Below are 17,595 nucleotides of genomic sequence, written 5' to 3'. Positions count from 1 at the left end.
CGCTCACCGAACAAGCGCATACACCGACGTTCGAACTCGATGCAATACTGGCAGTAGATGACGTGGTGAATCACGTTATGCAGGACAGACACGAGAGGCAATCCGAAGATGTTCGGCATCAGCACTGACATTTCGGAATTCCTTGCCGCCGAAGAGTACATGAACCGGATGGTCGATCGAGCGAGCATGTACGCAATCCGTCAAGCGGGCCGGGAAATCCGCGCCGCGGCGCGTGCCGAAGTCCCCGTGCTGACCGGACGACTCCAGAAGTCCATTTCCAATTCCCGGAACGTTCGCAGCACCGGCGCGCACAGCTTCGAAATTTCCGTGGGCCCGCATGGGAGCCCGGTGTACCTGTATTCGGGGAAGATCGAAGAAGAGCATCCGTATATGGGCCCGGCCCGCGGTGTCATCGAAGGTCGGATGGGTGACATCTTCGAGCAAGCACAGGCCAAGGTGCTTTCGAGGTTCGCATGAGCATTCCGGTAATGGTGAACCTGTCCGCCACGGCGGGCGCGTTCTTCTCGGTGATGAAGGATGCCGAGACGGCAATGCTCGGGATGGCGAATTCCGGCAAAGTCACCGAAGCGGCCATGAACAGGCTCGGGACCGCGCTGAGCGTCGGCACGGTGGCCGCGGTAGGAGCCTTCGCCGGTGAGTCGATCAAGATGGCTACGGACTTTCAGACCGCCATGACTCACCTGGTCACCGCTGCTGATTTGCCCAAAAGTGCCGTTCAAGCTCTGGGCGACCAGTTCATGACCCTCTCGTCCCAGGTGGGCACGTCGGCAACCGACCTGGCGAACGCTTCGTACTACGTCCTGTCCGAGGGTTACACCTGGAAGGACACCAGCAACATCATGCACACCGCCGCTCAGCTCAGCATCGAAGACCAGGCGGACCTGACCACGACAACCCGCGCGCTGGTCACCACCATGCACGACTACGGCGCGTCCAGCTCGCAAGCGACCAACTACGGCAACGCCTTCCGCGAGATGCTGGCGCTGTCCGGAACGAACATGCAATCCCTTGCGGACAACATGGGCCGGGTCGATCAGGTCTCCCACGCGCTCGGGCTGGACTTCTCGCAATCGGCCGGTGCGCTGGCGACGCTGACCAAGGAAGGCATGGACGGCGCCCAAGCCGAAACGCTGCTGTCTACCGCGATGGGCCACCTGGCCGGCGATACCCCGAAGATGACCAAGGAACTGCAAGGGCTCGGGATCAACGTGCAGCAGTTCCAGCAAGAGCTTGCCTCCCCGCAAGGGCTGGTAGGTGGAATTCAAATGGTCACGGACGCCATCCGGAACCACCTGGGCAACGATGGGCTGGTCTACCTGCAACAGGCGCTCACCAAGAGCAAGGGCAACCTGGATGCCTTCACTCAGGCGATGGGCACGGCCCCGGCCGATGTGCAGTCGTACGTTGCCGCGCTCGGAGATGCCATGGGTGGCACTCGAAATCTCGGGGTCATCCTGGGCCTGACCGGTCCGAACTTCGATACCTTCAAGTCCAATGTGGATTCGGTGTCGCAAGCGCTGAAGACCGGCGGAACGAACGTCACCAACTGGTCTGATGTCACGCAAACGATGAGCTTCAAGAGCAAACAGCTCAACACCGATCTGCAAGACCTTGCTATCAAGCTCGGGACGATGCTTCTTCCCGCCGTGACCAGCATCGTTGGTGGGCTCGACAAGTTCATCGGATACCTGGACAGGAACAAGGTGGCCGCTGATGCGTTCGGTATTGCGATCGGGCTACTCGCTGCCGGTGCCCTGACGAACCTCATCATCAAACTCGGTTCCGTCGCCGGGGCGTTCACCGGCCTGTTCATCACTACGAGCGCCGAAGGCGGACTGATGGCCGGCCCGCTCGTCGCCGGTATCGGCACACTGATCGGCTGGCTAGGTGCGGCAACTGCCGCGGTCGGGCGGTTCGCCTTCGCCTGGGGCGTCATCGGCTGGGAGGCCATCGCGTCCGGGCTGTCCCGGCTGGGCACCGTTCTGACCGGCACCGTTGTTCCCGCCCTGGTCAGCGCGTCAACAGCCGCTTGGGAATTCGCGGCGTCGCTGCTGGCGAATCCGATCACCTGGTTCGTGATCGTGTTCGTCGCCGGGCTCGCCTACTGCATTTTCTGGATCTGGGCGTTCGCGAACAACTGGCATGGCGTGACCAGCACGGTTGCCGGATACATGGCGGACATCCTGATCTGGGCAGTGAATACCTGGACATCGATCATCACGTTCCTGGGCAAGGCGGGCTCGGACATCCTGATCACCGTGACCGGGGCGTGGCAAGCGCTGTTGGGCTACCTGTCCGGCGCTGGCTCGGAGATCTATCAGACCTGCATCGAACCGTTCGCGAAGGTGATCTCATACCTGTACGGCCTGCTCACCAAGTGGGAGGACATCGGCCGCGAATTGGTGCAAGGCATGGTGCGCGGGATAGAAGAGGCTGGCGCCGCGGTCATCTCGGCAGTGGAAAAAATCGTGTCGGATGCGGCCAACGCAGCGAAGGCCATTGCCCACATCTTCAGTCCGTCAAGGCTCTTCGCCGATGAAGTCGGTAAGTACATCTCGCTCGGTATCGCTGCCGGTATCACCGAGCACGGTCCGGCGGTCAACAGCTCCGTTCAGGGTGTCATCACCGGCGCGGCCGGACAAGGCAGCTTCAGCGCTGTGGGGACCGGCATGGGCCGGCTCGGTGTCGGTGGGGGGCAGATGAACATCACCTACCGTCTGGAGGTCAACGCGCCGATCATCGGCCAGAACCTCGAAAGCGCCGCCGAAGACCTCTGGCAGCAGTTCCTACGGATGCAAGCGCGCGGAACGCTCGGCTTCTCCGGATCGGTCTCGCTGGGGTTCTGATGGCCGGATCGTTCTGGGCAAGCATCTCGGTTCAGGTGAACTTCAGCGGAACCACCTGGACCGATATCACCGCGTACGTGCAGGGCATCACCGCGAAGCGTGGTCGGCAATACGAACTGGACGAACCCCGGGCGGGCAGCCTGAATCTGGCGCTGGACAACCACGATGGCCGATTCGACCCGAGCAACGCCGGCTCTCCGTACAGCCCGAATGTGGTGCTGTACAAGCCAATCAAGGTCGTCTGCACGAATGGCTCGTTCTCCAACACCATCTTCTATGGCTACGTGGAGCGGTGGCCCCAGACCTACTACAACGCCGGGAACTGGCAGATGACGCCGCTGATTGCCGTGGACATCTTCGGCGCGCTGAAACAGAAGGTCTTCTTATCGCTTGTCGAAGAGATGATCGCCCAGCAGAACCCATCGAACCTCTGGTGGCCGCTCACCAGCGCCGCGCCGACTTCGAACGTCACCCCCGAACGCACCGCCGGAATCCAGAACGGACAGGTAGCCACCTTCGGCGGTAACCAGCAAGTCTCCCTGGGCGCCAACCCGTACGCGAACCCGGCCCCAGGTCTCGAAGGTCTCGGCGGTGCGAGCTTCACCCCCGCAAGTCCGGGTTGGGGCTACCCGCACAACCTTTCGGTGATCAGGCTCGAAACGCCGAAGGACGGAACCTATTTCCAGTTCCCGGCCGTGCCGTGGACGCTGTGCATGGTCATCCAAACCAACGTCCGGCCCAGCACCGCGGCGAACTATAACCCGATGACCTTCCTGGAGTTCACCGACTCGGGCGGCGCGAACGCGAACCACACCTATTCGGAATTCCTGCGGTTCATGATCACTTCCGCCGGACTGCTGCAAGTCGTCGCTGTCGATCAGGACCAGGCCATCTTCAACACCGTGTTCGCCGCCCAATTGGCCGATGGCCTACCGCATTTCATCTCTATCGAGATGAGCACCCCGACCGGTGGCGTACCCACGCTGTACTTCTCGATGGACAACCTGGGCGTTGCCACGATCAGTAGCGGAAACAGCATCAACGGCTGGCGCTGGGATCAGCTTGTAGCGATGAACCTTGGTGCCACCTGGCCCACCAACGCCAATGGTGCCAACAGCTTCTCCGGGATGATCAGCGAAGTGTGCTGGTTCTCCGGGACTCTCGTGACGAACGGCACCTTCAGCGGCGGCGCCTCCACCAACCTGCCCAACGCCGCGATCAACGGACTCGCCAATCAGACCGCCGACGCTCGGATTCAAACCCTGATGACCCTCGCGGGGTATGGCTCGAAATTCACATCCCTGGGCACCGGCAACACCGCCATGCAGGCGGCAGTCATCAGCGGCAAAGACGCGGCAGCGCTGATCATCGATACAACGAAATGGGAAGGCGGGGTGGTCTTCTCGCGGGGTGATGGGCAACTCGTCTTCTCCCCCCGGTCGTACCGACTCAATGCCTCCCCATCGCTGACGATCGGGGACAGCGCGAGCTACCCGGTCTCGGATCTCGCGCTGTCCTACGACACGTCCAGGCTCATCACCCAAGCCGAGGTCAGCCGGACCAACGGCAACGATTTCGTCGTCAACAACACCGCGGCCCAGGCCATCTACGGGATATGGACAACCCAGATCACCGACGAAGGCGTAGCCACCGACAACCACGCGCTAGCTCAGGCTCAGTACCTCGTGGCGCACTACGGCGGGCCATTGCTGCGAGTCGAAAAACTGATGCTGGACGCCGGTCCGAATCAGTCCATCATGAACCTGGTCACCGGGGCATCCGGGCTGGCCGCGCTGGAACTGAACCAGTTGCTCCGCATTCAGCACACCCCGCTCGGTGGGCACGCGGTCTCGTGGGTCGGCTGGGTGGAGTCGATCAACTACACGATCGGGCCGGACAAGTTCCAGATCACTCTGGACCTGTCCCCCCAGGACACGACCACCTATCTGACCTGTGACGGCAGCGCCGCGGCGAAGCTCGACACCACGACGAACATCCTGGCGTTCTGATGGCAAAAGTCCCGATCATGCCCACGTTCACCAGCGGTCCCGTGCGCGCGGAAGACCTGAACCAGTTGCGCGACGGAGTGAACTTCCTGAACCGCGGTCTTCCCCACTGCTACGCGCGTCAAGCGATCAACACGACATCGGTCAGCCAGAACGTCTGGACGCCGATCATCTTCGATACCACCGAAATTGACGTGGACGCCGCGCTGGACAGCACCGGAACGTATCACTGTCAGACCGCCGGGTGGTATTACATCGTCGCGAACATCACTTGGCCCTGGAACAACCCGAGCAGTGGCAACCGTGGTACCCGGCTCGTGCTGAACACGAACGCCGTGGTCGGTACGTCGCTGCTGCCTGCTGCTCCGTCGATCGTGCACGGCGGACAGGTCGATATCTTGCTGCACATGGCGATCGGGGACCAAATGCAGGTCCAGGGATTTCAGGACCAGTTGTCTTCGATGAGCACGATCGTGAACTACCAGCCGTTCGCCGGGCAGTCCCGATCCGAAACGAGTTTCATGTCTCTGCTGTTGGTGAAGGCGGGCTGAGATGGCTACCGTTCCGATCCAACCAACGTTCACGGTCAACCAGGCGGGAATCACCAGCGCGACGCTGAACAACATTCCGGCCGGGGTCAATTTCGTCTACAACGGGCGCCCTTTGCTCGCTGTCCACGATGGCGGGTCCGGAAGCACGAGCCTGGCGAACCAGGCATGGACTCGGATCGTTCTGGGCACTGTCGATATCGACAACTTCTCGGGCTGGTCCACTGGTTCCAACACCTACACAGCGCCGCTGACCGGCTATTACATGGTGATGGGGTGCGTTGTCTTCTCGGGCCAGTCCAACGCCGGCCACAGCGCTGCTACCCGGTTCGTCATCAACGGGACACCGGTGGCCGGGATCGGCTCTCATGCCTATCCGTCCGATGGATCGTCGGTGCCCGGCGTCGCGCTGTCCCGGATGGTGTTCATGGCAGAGAAAGACATTCTGGAGTTGCAGGGTTTCCAGGACACCGGCGCGACGGTCAGCACCAACAACTCGGGAGTCAGCGCAGAACGGCCCTACCTCGATGTGATTTTCTTCGGAGGCTGACGTGTCCACATTCCCGGCCCAGCACAGCTACGCCAGCGCCGAAGCGCTCACCGCGGCGAACCTGAACACCCATCCCCAGGGAATCTCATGGCTCACCAGCGCCCGGCCGTTGCTGCTGGCACATCAGGCGAGCGCCACCATATCCATTCCGAACACGACCTGGACCGCGATCACCTATGACACGGTGGATTCGGACTCGGAATCCGGACTCAACGCGAGCACCGGCCGCTACACCTTCAATCAGATGGGCTGGTACTTCCTGTCCGGATCGATCAATTTCGCGGGCAACGCCACCGGCATCCGGGCAATGCACTGGAAAACCAACTACGCAACGATCATCGGCCTGGAATGCTCCCCCGCCGCGGTTGTCCCGCCCGGCACATCGAATCCAGCGCTGAATACGTCGCTGAACATGGGAACGTTGATCGGTGCGAAGTCCGGCGATTGGGTCCAGATGGAGGGGTACCAGAATTCCGGTGGCGCGCTGAGCACGGCAACGAACTTCGCCAACAACCGCGCGGAATCGTCATTCTTCTCTATCACCTGGATAGGCGGGCAAACGTCCTCTGTCTGAGTACGCTCGGAATCGAGGTGAATTTCAGTGGTCAATTACTACATCGCGCCCGGTAACCAGTACCCGCTGTTGCTCGATGCCGCGAGCCGGCCCTATGGTCCCGCGGTCAAAGCATCCATCTACAACGGTATCTGCCGGTATCTTTCCGATGGCGGATCGGGGCTGCCCGGAAAATTGCTGCTACCCGATGAGGCGCAATCGTATATCGACAATGATCAGGCGCTCGTGTCCAACTGGGAAACCACGGCGGACATGATGCTGGGCGGATACAACCAGGGCAAATCCGATGCCGCTGCCGCCTGGGCTCAGCACAAGAATTGCGGCGGGCCTGATGGCGCGGCTATCTACTTCTCGTGCGACTTCGATGAGGCACCCGGGCAGGACGCACAGATTGAGCAGTACCTACAGGGCTGCCTGGACCAGATCGGCGCATGGGGCAAGGTCGGCATTTACGGCTCGTTCTACATCTGCCAGCGCGTCCACGCCTGGAATCCGAATATCTACCTGTGGCAGACCGAAGCATGGTCGGGCGGTCAGGTATTCGACGGCATTCACTTGTACCAGCGCAACGATCTGGGATACGCCTGGGTCGGGGGCTGTGAATGCGACATCAACGAAATCCGCCGGCCCGACGACTTCGGCCAATGGAACATCCATCTCGGAGGTAACACCATGTCTCAGCCCGTTTCCAGTCAGATCGAAAACTACCTGGGCGTGCAGGTCGATCGAGATTTCATGCTCGCCTGGGTTGACAAGCGCGAGGCACGCAACGAACAACTGCTGTCCGCGATCCTGGACAAGCTGTCCGGCCCAGGCACCGCCGAAGCGCTGATTGCCGCATTCGACAAGAACGTTCCGGACCAGTTCAAGGGATAGGTTCCGTGCCGGATATCAAGTGGCACGCCACCGTCTCGCAGAGTGATTACACAGCGTCGGTGGAGTACCTGGCCCTGCTGATGTCTTCGCTCGAAGCGGCGGCAACGGTCGATCGGCTCAGGCAGGCCAAGACCGTGACGTTCTACGCCAAGGACATCATCCGTGCCGCCCGGCTGCCGGTACTCCCGCTCGATGACCCGTATGTGTCGCATGAGCTGGACAAGATCAACAAGGGGCTACCGCTCTCCCCGATCCTGCTGATTCGAGGCAAGGCCCGGAAGGGTACCCGGCTGATCATCGCTGACGGATATCACCGGGTGTGCGCGAATTACCGACTGGACCCGGACAATCGGATTCCCTGTCACATCACCGATTCGAAGAAAATGAAATGAGCATCAACCCGTTGCCCCTGGTCAAGAAACTATGGTCTGAGGAGCCGGTACGCCTGGCCGTGGATGGCGCGCTGGCTGCCGTCGTCGGTGTTCTGGCGGTCAAGTTCGGCATCGATGGCAATACCACCGATCTTATCGACGCCGGAATTGCCGTAGTGCTCGGTGTATCGGGCGCCGAGGTCGCGCGCTCTCAGGTGTCCTCCCCCGCGACTCTTGCCGCCAAGTTGGCCGCTGCCGCTGCTGAGAAGGTGGTCGGCAAGTAAATGGAACGGTTCCTGATGCACAGGCGCGAGCCGTTCGAAATCACCTTTCTGATCCTGATGATTATCTCGGGATCGACCCAGTTGGTTTCGCGCGCTGTGCCCGGGAGCCTTGCCGCCCTGCTGCCGACCTGGGTTCAGTACCTCTGGGGATCACTATTGGTGGTCGGGTCCGGTGCCGCGCTGTTCGGAATTCTCTGGCGAGACGTGGTAACCGGACTGTTCGCGGAGAATTTCGGGCTCAGCGTTGCCACCGTGGCCCTGATCATCTACGGCAGCGCGGTTGCTGTGGCATCCCCGGTTCGCGGTTCCATCGTCGTTGCGCTCTGTCTGGCATGTGTGATCAGCTTTTACTGCCGCAAGAAGGAATTGCGCAGGGTTATCAGAGGGTTGCCCAGGAAATGACGAGCGTGTGGCAAATCGTGTTCCAGGTCGCATCAGTGACCGGGTTCTCCGGCGCGCTGGTATACGGCGTCCGCGCTGTCATGGATCGCAAGAAGATTCGCGTCGACAACACGCAAGTTCTGACCGGCATCTCCATGAAACAGGTCAACGAATGGCAAGAGGACATGGAGACCATGAAAACTCGTATGCGCCGATACGAACAAGCGCTGTGGACTCATGCCCGATGGGACCGAATGGTAGTCGACCGCCTGGCTAAGCTGGGTGTAGATGATGTCCCGGACCCTCCGGAATTGTGGATCTGATGGCGAGCAGTGTTGTCAATCAAATGACGCTGGGGAACGAACCACAGAATTTGCGTGTGGTCATGTCCCCGAATGCTGTGTGGAATCCGACCATCACCGCCCAGGACAAGAACGGGAATCCAGTCCCCTGGCCCGCCGGAACGACATGCCAGATCATTTTCACTGATTCCCCGCCGGACTCGGCGTACACGGTCACCTTCCCTGCCACCGTATCGGGCGCGAATCTCTCGTGGGCGCTGACCGTCGCTCAGGTGAACGTCATCCCCGATGGGTGTCTCGTGCAGGTCTATCTAGATCAGTCCGGCAACGGCACAGCGCCGATGCTGTGGATGTCCGGCACTCTGCAAGTGAGGTCCTGATGCCGACGCTGGGCCCCGAAACCGTGATTGTGGTGCAACCACCCGCCGCGCCCGTGGTAACCGCTGTACCGCCCCAACAGCCTGCCGTATTCGTCGTCCCAACGCCCGGCCCCCAAGGGCCACAGGGGCTCCCCGGCGGTGGCGCCACGGTCTACACGCAATCGATCGCGTCCGCGCAATGGACCATCAACACGGGTCTGGGGCGCAACCCATACGGCCTGCTGGTCATCGTCGGCAATGCCGAGGTCATCGCGGACGTGGCATTCCCGAGCCCGGGACAGATAACCGTCACGTTCGCCGCGCCGGCCACCGGCACCGTGAGCTACTTCTAGAGGAGATTCCGCAATGGCTACCAAGGTAATGAACGGCCTGGATCTCCAGAGCCAGAAAATCACCAACCTGGCAACCCCGACCGTCAGCACCGACGCCGCGAGCAAGGGCTACGTGGATAGCGCCATACAGGGCATCGAGTGGCGGCAACCGGCTCGCGCTGCGGCAGCGTCCAACATCACCATCTCAGGGCCCGGGACGGCTATCGACGGCGTGACTCTGGCGAACGGTGACCGGGTGCTATTGACCGCGCAGACCACCGGCAGCCAGAACGGTATCTGGGTGTTCAACGGCAGCGCCGCGGCACTCACCCGGCCCACCGATTACGCCACCGGCGCGACGGTCGGAGCCGGTCTGGCGCTGAGCATCATGGACGGCACCACCTACGCCGATCACCTGTTCATGCTGTACACCCCGGATTCGGCGACCGTCGATACCACGTCAACCACCTGGGGGCAGCTCGCCGGCGGTGGGGCAACGTACACGGCGGGCAATGGTCTCCAGCTCACGAGCAACCAGTTCTCCGTGAAGAACGCCGATTCCACGATCAACGTCACGGGGTCGGGTATCTCGGTCAACCCGAGCGCGCTGTCATTCACCAAGAAGTACGCGACAACTCTGACCGCCGGTAGCACGTCGTACACCGTGACTCACAGCCTGGGCACCACCGATATCCTGGTCCAGGTCTACGACAACAGCGGAAACCTGGTCATGCCGGATGTGCAGGCCACGTCAACCACTACGGCAACGATCACTTTCGGCGCGACAACGGCGGTTGCTTACCGATGCGTGGTGATCGGCTGACATGGCAGTCAAGCAACTCGGCACAGCCGCTTCGGGCGCTTCAGACCTGCTGGACGTTGGAGACGCAAAAGCGCTGCTGCCCTGGACATCCGAAGTACATTGCCGCGAATCAGGCGCTCGCACAACAGGAACCATGGACGCACCGCTAGGAACTGTTGCGCCCTACGCTATGACGCTGACAGAAGTCGATTTGCGGTACTCGACTGCCGACGCGGCAGGGTCCAGCTCGGTCTATCACGTCTACAAGAACGGCGCGGACTTCTCTCCCACCGCGGCTACGATCACGATCAGCGGCACCGGCACCACCGGATCGTGGACCGGATCGCTTTCCCTGGCGAAGGGCGACGTTCTCACGATCAACTGCACGCAGGTCGGTACCACGCCCGGCAACGGGCTCGCGGCGCTGTTCATCGGCACCAAGAGCTGAGATGGGCAACGTCATCGTTCCGCACCTGGTCCCCGAAGGCATCAACGCCACGGCGGGCCAGAGCCTTGCCGCTGCCACCACATCGGCCATCACATTCTCATCGGTTCAGGCTGGAACTCCATCGGCCGCATTGGTTTCGAACGCGCTCGTCGTGCTCGCCGGATCGGGCAAAGTCACTGTCACGCTGACGATCAATCCGAGCGGTTCCACGACTTTCGACGCGCTTTACCTGTATCAGAATGGAACTCAGGTGGCATCGGTTACCCCGACGACGAACCAGGCGACCATCACCCTGACCTATTCCGGCGCGGTGGCCCGGGGCGATCAGTTCACAGCCCAGTATCACAACAACAACTTCGTTGCGATCACGGTCAGTTCCGGAGCCCTGTCGTTCGTCGTCAATTAGGTGGCATCAGCGCGTAGCCGCTATTCTGGACGGGTCAACCATAAAGGCTCGACGTCTTCGGTTTGATACCCATGAGAGAAGCCCCACCGGATCGAACCTGTCCGATGGGGCTTTCTCGTGCGCGGGCTATGTTCCGCTGATCTGCCCGGAGTTGAAGATGAACTGGTGTCCGCCGGACTGGCAATCGACCGCGCCGCGGTACTCCAACCGGCAGGTAGCCCCGGCGTAGGTGATGGCCTGCTGGGGTGAACCGTACGGGCCACCGGTCAGATTCGGCAGAGCCGGGTTGCCGTTGGGTCCGGCGTGGCTGCCGCTGAACCAGCCGGGATGACCGGGCATGTTCGGCATGTCCCCGACCACCACGGAAGGCACGTAGGGCGTTGGGACCTGGATACCGCCCACCATCATGTCCATCATGACCGCGGTGGGGCTGACATCACATCCGGCAACGCCGTTCGCGGTAATCGAGCAGTTCCTACCCCCGACGTTGAAGTACGCCGTGCCGTTGACGATGTACGGCCCTGGGGCGGTATCGGCGCCAGCGGTACCTACCGAGAGCCCCAGAGCAGCACAAGCAAGTGCCCCGGCAGCGATAGCTGATCGAATCATGAACATCTCCTGGCGGTCGGAACGATCATGCGATATAGCTATCGGAGCGGGGCACCGTCGTTGTTACGGTCGCGTCAGGACCGGTCGAACTCTCCGCTCATGACAGTGGAGTTGAAGGCGTCCCACTCGGAAGGGTCGAAGACGAGCGCCGGGCCGGTGGGGTTCTTGCTGTCCCGCACGCCGACCAGTCCCCCGTCCAGGTGCGCTACCTCTACGCAATCCTTGGTGGAGCCGCTGCGGCTGGACTTGAACCACTTGGCCCCGGACAGGTCAATACTCACTCGCTATACTCCTCTGCTACTTCCAGAATGAATGCTCTGGACTGGTTTCGATCCAACGCTACCCGGTCGATCTCTCTCAGGGCACCCCGATACCGGTCAACATCCTCCCGGCGCTCTAAGTAGAGGTCCCCGGCGTACTCCTCCACGTACACGATTGGAGGTTCGACCAGCTTGGACTGAGGTAGCGGCGGGAACTCGATGAGGCTGAACGAGCCCACATACGACCCGAGCATACTTCGCGAGTCGAACCGGACTATACGAACCGAAACATTCGGCAGCTCAGACACTTTCGCCAGATGGGTAAGCTGTTCTGCCATCACCGCCGGACCGCCGGCCTGGTCGCGTAGGACCGCCTCCGACAGGATCACGTCAACTTCGAACCCCGGATTGTCGAGACGCGTTTGCCTTCGTGTGGCCCATTCGATGCGCTTCTCGATTTGATCGGACGGCAGGTCAGGAGCTTCAGACCACGCGATAGCTCGCCGGTAGTCAGGAGTCTGCAACAAGCCCGGTACCACGACTGTCTTCCATACAGTCAACTTTCGCGCTGCCGCCTCCAGCGATAAGTAGTGATCGAAGTCCCCGGATATCTGATCGCTGTACGCGCGCCACCAACTCGCCTTGCCCTCTCGCGCGGCCCGGATCTCTTGTACGAACCCGAGCAGTGTCCGGCGCTCGTCGTCGGTCGCTTTGTACCCATCACAGAGAGCGTTGACCTGTAGTCCAGTGACCCTGGTGGCCCGGCCCTCCTCGATTCGACCGATGGATTGAGCCGAGGTCTCCGCGAATCTGGCCGCGTCCGCCTGCAACAGGTTCGCCTTTGTGCGCAGTCTTCGCAGCTCACGCCCCAACGCCCGGCGAGCAAGGGTGCTACCCGAATCGGTCATGTCGTTAGCCTCGCTATCGAGTGTGCCCAGGGTTCCTGGAAGCCTCCAGATGGAAGCCGTGTAGTGGTGACATCCGTAGATTCAGTCTGGCATAAAACAGAAGGAATCCGTCTACTGAGGATTCCAGAACTCCGAGATTGGGTGTCTACTTGTGACATCGCCTAGCCCCCAACGACTTCGGGGGAACGCCAACTCACCAGGGGATCATCATGGGTCTGCTGAACCATGCGGCCGTGCCCGGAGGCATCACCGCTACCTACGCCCACTACGTCATGCAACTTCATCTGGAGTGTCCGAACGAACTTTGTCCGATTAGACGACAGGCCGTGCACAAGCTTGTTGCGGTCGGCCACATGGTTCCGGACACTCATCGGGCAGGCGCCTACGCAATGGGGTACTGATCGTGGTCACCGATAACCCGGTGTTCCATGACTTCCCCGCGCGACCGATGACGACGGAGCAGATGCACACGGAGCTGTGCAGGCCCCGGCACTCCAGTTGCAGTCTGGCTACCTGCCAGATGATGAACTACTGCTGGATGTCGCTGCTCTTGAAAGGCCATGTGCCCCCGCGCGTTCCAGTCGAAAGCTGCGAAGCCTGCATGGTCCACAAACTCCCGTCGATGTGATCGGCGGGAAACCCCCGTCGATGTGATCGGCGGGAGGCCCCTCCGGTGTCCGATACCCCTGTACACCCTTGCAGTTCGAGCCGGAGGGGCCGTATCCAAACTAGAAGACTTCCCCGCTGCCCTTCTGCCCGGAGGGTGTCCATACAGCGGGGTAAGAGGAGAGCCCCCGGCGAGATGGGTTTCAGACCCGTGTATCTGAAGCCCCTCCCAATCTCGCCGGGGGTTTCTTCGCGCAAGGCTCCCTGATTCGCCCGGCATGGCGGACAGGGGGGAGGGCCCCGGGTAGTTTCGGGACTCGGTAGCGCGGAATGGCTTGGCCGCCATGACCCCATCGAGCCCGTTGCCGACCTACCCGGGGCCCGTTTCTCTGGTATCAACCCACGGAAGACAGGAACCGATGAAACGACTCGCACACGTCTACACGAAACACGCTGACACGCGTGAGCATTTCGAGTTGCCGGAGGACTACGACCGGTTTCACGCCTGGGTTTCCGAACATGAGAACAGCGCTCGCGATCCGTACGCGTTCGGCAAGAGCTACGACATCGTGAAGTGGTACCTGTCGAACATGTCGTTCGCCAATCGGCAAGGCATGTACCAGGTGATCGTGTGGCAGGACGAAGGCGAATCGCCTGTGACAGTGGAGCATCACCGAGTCAAGGCCATTGCATGAACGGCATCCCGAACCGAGGGCGCAACCAGCAAGCGATTCTATCCATCATGAGCGACGGAAAAGAGCGGAGCTGTGCGGCTATCGCTGATGCGGTCGGTCTCGGCGTCCGGGCAGTACACGAATCGGTAGCTGTCCTTGCGCAACGCGGCTATCTGGTGCAACGCCGGCCCCCGTACTACCGCATCACCGATACCGGGCGCGGTCAGATCCGGGTGAACGACTACTAACCGCCTGTCCGCCAAGCGGATTCGGAAAACGAAAGAACCCCCGGCATCCGATCGTTGGATACCGGGGGTTCTCGCATGCGCTCACCTCGCCAGATAGTTCATGATGCGAAGCTCGCCCCGGTCGGGGCACAGTCCATCCAGGGCCCAGCGGCAGATGTGCAGGACCCCGACATCCTGACGACGATCAACCACCGCGGCGGATCGGTTGCAGTGCGGGCACCGGCGAGCCTGGGCGCTACGGCGCATCCGCTTGTGGATGGTGTTACGGCTGACGGACATGGCGGTCTCGATTCCTTCGTAGATGAAATTGAACAGGGATTGACGCAATCGGATGATGTCTGCCCCGGCTTTGATCGGCGGATAGCCGTGGCGTTCCAGGACTTCCGAGACTTCGAGAATCAGGCCCAGAGTGAACCGGGGGTCATCGTCCGGGCGGGGCAGCGGGTATGCCGGCGCGGTGGCCCTCTTGCGCAGAGCAGCAGTCATGGCGGGAGTCTCTCTCTACAGGGATGCGACGAAGGCCCAGGCGAGCACGGCCAACAGCAAGGCCAGTCCGGCGAGCATCAACAGGTTGGCGAACCGGTGGCCGAGGATGACCCAATGCGGTTCCGGCTGGCGCGGTCTCGGCGGTCGGTGGGCCCAGTTCCAGAGAGTCCGGGCCACGAAGTAGTCAACGACGTAGCGGAGCATGGGTCAGTTCGCCTGTGCCTTATTGGATTCGGACTCGTGAGCCTTCTTGTCGGCCACGGCGCGCGACCGCGCTGACTTCGGGTCGGCCCACTGGTTCTTCCCGCTCCAATACGTCCGACCGTTCCACACCCCGTCATGCGCCGGGCAGCCGGAACAGGTGGCGTAGAAACCGTGGTCCCCGGCGAGCGATCGAGTGCGTACCGAGATCATGATCAGTACCCCGACTGATTGCCGTACGTGCCCGACTGGTCCTGGCAGTACGAAGCGACGCTGGCGCCTACGATCGTGGCCGCTTCGTCGCCCGTGTAGCCCACCGAGACGAGCCGGGTACCTTCCATCCACCGATTGACGTGTTCGGTCGTCAGTGCGGCGCACACGCGGTGTCCCATGGTGATCGCAGCCTGGGGGCTGGTCACTCCCACGTTCTTCGCGGCCAGCACCGTCAAATACGCGGTATTCGGGTTCGTGGCCGGAGCCGCGTGGACCGGGGTCGGCGCGGTGGTTGCGACCAGCACCCAGAAGCCCAGACCGATTGCGACACCCAGCGCGGCGAGTCCTGCGAGAATTTTCATTTCCTTGTTCCATTTCGATTAGTGGTTGTGAGTACCGATTTGATTTGATCCGGCCGGAATGACCGGAATTGATACCGACCGGGAGGGCCCCCGACGAAAGTAAGGCTGATCTCTCCCGAGTCGGAGACTGTGGCGTACTTGAATGTGTACGTACCGCGTAGGCGTTTGATAAGGCAGGAATCCCCCGGGCTGATGGTCACCTTCGGCGAGTGCTGCCACTGGGTGATCGTCTTCACGGCAAAAACTCTTCGATCGGGTTGTAAAGCTCGATGTCCGGCGCGGCATCAGAGATCAGACCGAGAACCCCGGCCACGATGTACCCGTACTCGTATGATCGCGTATCGCTATATCTGTGTTCGATTGCGGACTCATGCGCCTCACGGAGCAATTCGTTCAGCGACTCGGCGAAGTTGTGGGGCGTAGCGGTGCGCTCGCTGAATTTCATTTCAATAGCTCGATTCAAAAGAGGTATGGGGAGCGGTTGCCATACGGGAAGCTCCATTGATTCCCGGCCGCTGTCACAGGGGTCTGTGGCAACCGCTCTATTCGGAGAGCTACAGGGCCCGTTGTGGATCTCGAAGGATTTCCATGGCCCGGGTCATGGTGATAGTCGAATCACGGCGACCGACCCACGGAGCGGAGACGACGCCGAGATGCAACGACCACGGCTTACCGGTGACAATGCTCAGAAAGACGACCTGGAAATACGTCTCGTCAGGCCACCGGCCGAACCCCTCGCCCCGGAAGCTTTCAGGCGTCGGCACGTCCCGCATCCAGCGAATCGTGGTGTAGCCCGGGGCCGGGATCGGTTCCCAGTGGCCCGCTTCCAGTTCGACGTTGATAGCGCCGATCAGCTCGCGCTGCTTCGCGGTCAGCTTCACGCCTTCGCGGATGGTGATCACGCCGCATTCCCCTTCAGCAGGAACAGGCGATGAATCAGGCTGAGAGCCCGTTCGTCTGCCTTGACGTTCTCTGCGAACTCGGGCCGGTAGGCGAAGTCCACCAGCGCTTCGAAAGACGCTCGGAACCCGTCCTCTGTGCTCGTGTCGTGGTCGGTGCACGGGTACTCGTGGGTGATGTTCACCGCGCCGATTGCCGCGGCTCTGACCATCTCCGCGTACGTCATCATCGCGCCATCACCCCCAGCGCGGCAGCAACAGCCGGGGTCATGCCCTGGTCGAACGCCGAGTGCCAGTCGTAAGCCGTGATCTCGTTCAACTTCAGCCCGAAGCGCGTCCGGAGCAGATAGTCAACCTGGCTGAGCCACGCCGAGTAGTTGGTGCTGTAGATGGCGGTCATCGTGCCAGCCCCGCTGATATCGCCTCGTAGATGTAGTCAGCCATCGCATGATCGGCATCCCAAGTGCTGATGCACTGAACGCGAGTTCCATCCGGCCGCTCCCAGGTGATCTGGGTGGGATAAATCGAGTCGATCCGGCGGCGACCGAGGTTCAAGCCATCGGTGGTGCGAGTGATCGTCTGCCAACCGTCCTTGTCGTACGGGCCGAATTCGATCACGTAGACGTGCCGATCGTCACTGGTCGTCACGATGACCCAGACCGGATAGAGACTGCCGGAATCCTTCTGCGGTGCAACGTTGCTCATCGCGCACCGTCCAGCCGTGTCGATAACGCGTCGAGAGCGGCGCGGAGGTTCGGGTGCCGAGAAGTGAGCGCGGTGGTCTGCAAGAAGGCGCAGATCCCTTCCGCTACCCGAACCTTGCCGTACGCCTCCCCGGTGCGAGCCGAGACGACGTACCGCCAACCGGCCGGATTCGCTCCGGAGAGCGTCACCGTCTCGGGGTACTCGTTGCCGGAGTTGCCGTGTCGAAGGAGTGTAAAGCGTTGTGCTGCAACATCCTTGGTGCTGCTCATTGTGTCTCCCTGGCGGTGGAGTGTTATGGTTCCTGTTAACAACTCAGGT

Annotated in this window: 31 protein-coding genes; 18 read left to right on the top strand and 13 right to left on the bottom strand. The window is 61.5% G+C overall.

What is annotated here, in order from left to right:
* The first annotated feature begins 108 nt into the window (after positions 1 to 108).
* From ON40_RS36060 to ON40_RS35985, 16 genes are read left to right on the top strand one after another with little or no spacing between them, the layout of a single operon-like run.
* Entirely contained in the window at positions 109 to 477 is a 369-nt protein-coding gene (locus ON40_RS36060) for an HK97 gp10 family phage protein (protein WP_040829814.1), read from the top strand.
* Positions 474 to 2,867 (top strand): phage tail tape measure protein, encoded by a 2,394-nt coding sequence (locus ON40_RS36055; protein WP_040829813.1) that lies wholly within the window; start codon positions 474 to 476, stop codon positions 2,865 to 2,867. Before ON40_RS36060 ends, ON40_RS36055 begins: the two co-directional genes overlap by 4 nt.
* Positions 2,867 to 4,876 (top strand): hypothetical protein, encoded by a 2,010-nt coding sequence (locus tag ON40_RS36050; RefSeq protein WP_040829812.1) that lies wholly within the window; start codon positions 2,867 to 2,869, stop codon positions 4,874 to 4,876. Before ON40_RS36055 ends, ON40_RS36050 begins: the two co-directional genes overlap by 1 nt.
* 41 nt (positions 4,877 to 4,917) lie before the next feature.
* Positions 4,918 to 5,424: a C1q-like domain-containing protein gene (locus ON40_RS36045; RefSeq protein ID WP_157186644.1), complete on the top strand. Its 507-nt coding sequence runs from the start codon at positions 4,918 to 4,920 to the stop codon at positions 5,422 to 5,424.
* Position 5,425: 1 nt separating this feature from the next.
* Complete coding sequence (locus ON40_RS36040; protein WP_040829810.1) at positions 5,426 to 5,971, top strand: hypothetical protein; 546 nt, start codon at positions 5,426 to 5,428, stop codon at positions 5,969 to 5,971.
* A 1-nt stretch (position 5,972) separates the two neighbouring features.
* Complete coding sequence (locus ON40_RS36035; protein WP_040829809.1) at positions 5,973 to 6,545, top strand: hypothetical protein; 573 nt, start codon at positions 5,973 to 5,975, stop codon at positions 6,543 to 6,545.
* Between the two features lie 27 nt (positions 6,546 to 6,572).
* Complete coding sequence (locus ON40_RS48685; protein WP_051194092.1) at positions 6,573 to 7,421, top strand: DUF1906 domain-containing protein; 849 nt, start codon at positions 6,573 to 6,575, stop codon at positions 7,419 to 7,421.
* 5 nt (positions 7,422 to 7,426) lie between these two features.
* Positions 7,427 to 7,813: a hypothetical protein gene (locus ON40_RS36025; protein WP_063713157.1), complete on the top strand. Its 387-nt coding sequence runs from the start codon at positions 7,427 to 7,429 to the stop codon at positions 7,811 to 7,813.
* A complete protein-coding gene (locus tag ON40_RS36020; RefSeq protein WP_040829808.1) occupies positions 7,810 to 8,076 on the top strand; it encodes a hypothetical protein in 267 nt (88 codons plus the stop codon). The genes ON40_RS36025 and ON40_RS36020 overlap by 4 nt, the downstream gene beginning before the upstream one ends.
* On the top strand, positions 8,077 to 8,478 hold the full coding sequence (locus tag ON40_RS36015) for a hypothetical protein (protein ID WP_040829807.1): 402 nt from the start codon (positions 8,077 to 8,079) through the stop codon (positions 8,476 to 8,478).
* Positions 8,475 to 8,780, top strand: coding sequence for a hypothetical protein (locus ON40_RS36010; protein ID WP_040829806.1), 306 nt, complete (start codon positions 8,475 to 8,477; stop codon positions 8,778 to 8,780). The genes ON40_RS36015 and ON40_RS36010 overlap by 4 nt, the downstream gene beginning before the upstream one ends.
* Complete coding sequence (locus ON40_RS36005) at positions 8,780 to 9,139, top strand: LtfC-like domain-containing protein (protein WP_444543730.1); 360 nt, start codon at positions 8,780 to 8,782, stop codon at positions 9,137 to 9,139. The genes ON40_RS36010 and ON40_RS36005 overlap by 1 nt, the downstream gene beginning before the upstream one ends.
* Positions 9,139 to 9,471 (top strand): hypothetical protein, encoded by a 333-nt coding sequence (locus tag ON40_RS36000; RefSeq protein WP_040829804.1) that lies wholly within the window; start codon positions 9,139 to 9,141, stop codon positions 9,469 to 9,471. The genes ON40_RS36005 and ON40_RS36000 overlap by 1 nt, the downstream gene beginning before the upstream one ends.
* Positions 9,472 to 9,484: 13 nt before the next feature.
* The gene (locus ON40_RS35995; RefSeq protein WP_040829803.1) at positions 9,485 to 10,273 is read left to right on the top strand and encodes a hypothetical protein; all 789 of its coding nucleotides are present in this window, start codon (positions 9,485 to 9,487) and stop codon (positions 10,271 to 10,273) included.
* A 1-nt stretch (position 10,274) separates the two neighbouring features.
* On the top strand, positions 10,275 to 10,700 hold the full coding sequence (locus ON40_RS52635; protein ID WP_157186643.1) for a hypothetical protein: 426 nt from the start codon (positions 10,275 to 10,277) through the stop codon (positions 10,698 to 10,700).
* A gap of 1 nt (position 10,701) precedes the next feature.
* Complete coding sequence (locus ON40_RS35985; RefSeq protein WP_040829801.1) at positions 10,702 to 11,106, top strand: hypothetical protein; 405 nt, start codon at positions 10,702 to 10,704, stop codon at positions 11,104 to 11,106.
* Positions 11,107 to 11,232: 126 nt separating this feature from the next.
* On the opposite strand, the gene ON40_RS52630 is transcribed toward ON40_RS35985, so the two are convergent.
* The 3 genes from ON40_RS52630 to ON40_RS35970 form a co-directional block, all read right to left on the bottom strand.
* On the bottom strand, positions 11,233 to 11,715 hold the full coding sequence (locus ON40_RS52630; protein WP_157186642.1) for a hypothetical protein: 483 nt from the start codon (positions 11,713 to 11,715) through the stop codon (positions 11,233 to 11,235).
* A gap of 74 nt (positions 11,716 to 11,789) precedes the next feature.
* Complete coding sequence (locus tag ON40_RS35975; RefSeq protein ID WP_040829799.1) at positions 11,790 to 11,996, bottom strand: DUF397 domain-containing protein; 207 nt, start codon at positions 11,994 to 11,996, stop codon at positions 11,790 to 11,792.
* On the bottom strand, positions 11,993 to 12,883 hold the full coding sequence (locus ON40_RS35970) for a helix-turn-helix domain-containing protein (protein WP_040829798.1): 891 nt from the start codon (positions 12,881 to 12,883) through the stop codon (positions 11,993 to 11,995). Before ON40_RS35970 ends, ON40_RS35975 begins: the two co-directional genes overlap by 4 nt.
* Positions 12,884 to 13,908: 1,025 nt before the next feature.
* On the opposite strand from ON40_RS35970, the gene ON40_RS35960 reads away from it, so the two are divergent.
* Both ON40_RS35960 and ON40_RS35955 read left to right on the top strand, forming a co-directional pair.
* The gene (locus tag ON40_RS35960) at positions 13,909 to 14,184 is read left to right on the top strand and encodes a hypothetical protein (protein ID WP_040829795.1); all 276 of its coding nucleotides are present in this window, start codon (positions 13,909 to 13,911) and stop codon (positions 14,182 to 14,184) included.
* A 47-nt stretch (positions 14,185 to 14,231) separates the two neighbouring features.
* A complete protein-coding gene (locus ON40_RS35955; protein ID WP_157186641.1) occupies positions 14,232 to 14,411 on the top strand; it encodes a helix-turn-helix domain-containing protein in 180 nt (59 codons plus the stop codon).
* 81 nt (positions 14,412 to 14,492) lie between these two features.
* Here ON40_RS35955 and ON40_RS54060 read toward each other — a convergent pair whose 3' ends face one another.
* The 10 genes from ON40_RS54060 to ON40_RS35905 all read right to left on the bottom strand — a co-directional run bounded on the left by ON40_RS54060 (position 14,493) and on the right by ON40_RS35905 (position 17,546).
* Positions 14,493 to 14,897 (bottom strand): hypothetical protein, encoded by a 405-nt coding sequence (locus tag ON40_RS54060; RefSeq protein WP_040829793.1) that lies wholly within the window; start codon positions 14,895 to 14,897, stop codon positions 14,493 to 14,495.
* 15 nt (positions 14,898 to 14,912) lie between these two features.
* Positions 14,913 to 15,101, bottom strand: coding sequence for a hypothetical protein (locus ON40_RS35945; protein ID WP_040829792.1), 189 nt, complete (start codon positions 15,099 to 15,101; stop codon positions 14,913 to 14,915).
* A 212-nt stretch (positions 15,102 to 15,313) separates the two neighbouring features.
* On the bottom strand, positions 15,314 to 15,673 hold the full coding sequence (locus tag ON40_RS35935; RefSeq protein ID WP_040829790.1) for a DUF732 domain-containing protein: 360 nt from the start codon (positions 15,671 to 15,673) through the stop codon (positions 15,314 to 15,316).
* On the bottom strand, positions 15,670 to 15,909 hold the full coding sequence (locus ON40_RS56560; RefSeq protein ID WP_505789603.1) for a DUF7246 family protein: 240 nt from the start codon (positions 15,907 to 15,909) through the stop codon (positions 15,670 to 15,672). The genes ON40_RS35935 and ON40_RS56560 overlap by 4 nt, the downstream gene beginning before the upstream one ends.
* Positions 15,906 to 16,118, bottom strand: coding sequence for a hypothetical protein (locus ON40_RS35925; RefSeq protein WP_040829789.1), 213 nt, complete (start codon positions 16,116 to 16,118; stop codon positions 15,906 to 15,908). The genes ON40_RS56560 and ON40_RS35925 overlap by 4 nt, the downstream gene beginning before the upstream one ends.
* 109 nt (positions 16,119 to 16,227) lie before the next feature.
* On the bottom strand, positions 16,228 to 16,575 hold the full coding sequence (locus tag ON40_RS35920) for a hypothetical protein (protein WP_040829788.1): 348 nt from the start codon (positions 16,573 to 16,575) through the stop codon (positions 16,228 to 16,230).
* On the bottom strand, positions 16,572 to 16,802 hold the full coding sequence (locus ON40_RS35915) for a hypothetical protein (RefSeq protein ID WP_157186640.1): 231 nt from the start codon (positions 16,800 to 16,802) through the stop codon (positions 16,572 to 16,574). The genes ON40_RS35920 and ON40_RS35915 overlap by 4 nt, the downstream gene beginning before the upstream one ends.
* Positions 16,799 to 16,972, bottom strand: coding sequence for a hypothetical protein (locus ON40_RS52625; RefSeq protein ID WP_157186639.1), 174 nt, complete (start codon positions 16,970 to 16,972; stop codon positions 16,799 to 16,801). Before ON40_RS52625 ends, ON40_RS35915 begins: the two co-directional genes overlap by 4 nt.
* Positions 16,969 to 17,277 carry a hypothetical protein gene (locus ON40_RS35910; RefSeq protein WP_040829786.1) on the bottom strand — a complete coding sequence of 103 codons (309 nt, stop codon included), beginning with the start codon at positions 17,275 to 17,277 and terminating at the stop codon, positions 16,969 to 16,971. Before ON40_RS35910 ends, ON40_RS52625 begins: the two co-directional genes overlap by 4 nt.
* Positions 17,274 to 17,546, bottom strand: coding sequence for a hypothetical protein (locus tag ON40_RS35905; RefSeq protein ID WP_157186638.1), 273 nt, complete (start codon positions 17,544 to 17,546; stop codon positions 17,274 to 17,276). Before ON40_RS35905 ends, ON40_RS35910 begins: the two co-directional genes overlap by 4 nt.
* Positions 17,547 to 17,595: the final 49 nt, after the last annotated feature.

Origin of the sequence: Nocardia jiangxiensis NBRC 101359 (genome assembly GCF_000308615.1) — a bacterium.
GTDB lineage: Bacteria > Actinomycetota > Actinomycetes > Mycobacteriales > Mycobacteriaceae > Nocardia > Nocardia jiangxiensis.
Note: the sequence above shows the minus strand (reverse complement) of the source record. Positions and strands in the feature narration are given on the sequence as shown.